The organism is Mesorhizobium sp. M0848 (assembly GCF_040319805.1).
GTDB lineage: Bacteria > Pseudomonadota > Alphaproteobacteria > Rhizobiales > Rhizobiaceae > Mesorhizobium.
On sequence record NZ_JAMYOM010000083.1, the window covers coordinates 1 to 835 of the forward strand.

The window sequence follows — 835 nt, forward strand, 5'->3', positions numbered from 1 at the left end:
CGACCGGCAAGTTGGTCACCAGCTTCCAGTCGATCGGATCGCGTCCGGGCGGCGGATCCTCTTCGAGAGCGTGGATGTATGTCAGAACCTGCGGACTGTAGCGCTTCTGCTTGCCCACAGGCGGCAAGGTGTTGATGGCGACGAACTTCACCTGCAGCCAGGTCGTCTCGTCCTGATCGACCGTAATGCGATGACGTCCCGACCAAGGCGTCGCCGCAAGTTGGGCAAAAACGCGATGAGCTGGATCGTGTGGGGCAGCATCGGCAGGCCGCTCAGCCAGCCTGTTCGTCTGCACCCGCACGAGGAAGCTGGTACCAAGGTCCTGCGCGGTGCAATAGAGCTCGTAGATGTCGCTCTCCCGGTCACCCACATGCACGCAGCGCTCGGGCGTGCCAATGAGCGCGATGGACTGGCGCAGGTTCTCCAGCCAGCGGTAGCTCTCCTTCGTCTCGATCGGCACGCGCGTGGGATTGATGTGCCGCTTGAGCGCGAGCGTTCCCTTGAACTTCGTTCGTGTCCAGAACTTCGCCGCCGTCAGACCGAGGGGCGTGCCGGTGAGGGTGACGGCCAGGCTCGAATGCATCAGCACACCGCACAAGGTCTGCACGTTGGGCTGCCCGGCCTTGTAGCGCCCGGCGTTGATGGTTTTGGTGAAGCCGATTTTGCCCGGCTGCGCGCGGCTGTAGATAAATTCGGTCGTGTCCTGCAGGATAAGGATCGGACCTTCGCTCGCCGCAACGCGCGCTGCGGTCGCGGCGAAATGGCCGGCGAGAACGCTGTGTTCGGTCACGCGCGGGTTGTCAAAGAAGCGGTAGGCAGCCTTCGCCGCCGCCCA

At 63.6% G+C, this 835-nt stretch carries 1 pseudogene; it reads right to left on the reverse strand.

Annotated elements, in window-relative coordinates:
- A pseudogene (locus NKH95_RS33375) lies at positions 1 to 835 on the reverse strand (IS4 family transposase); the annotation flags it as partial.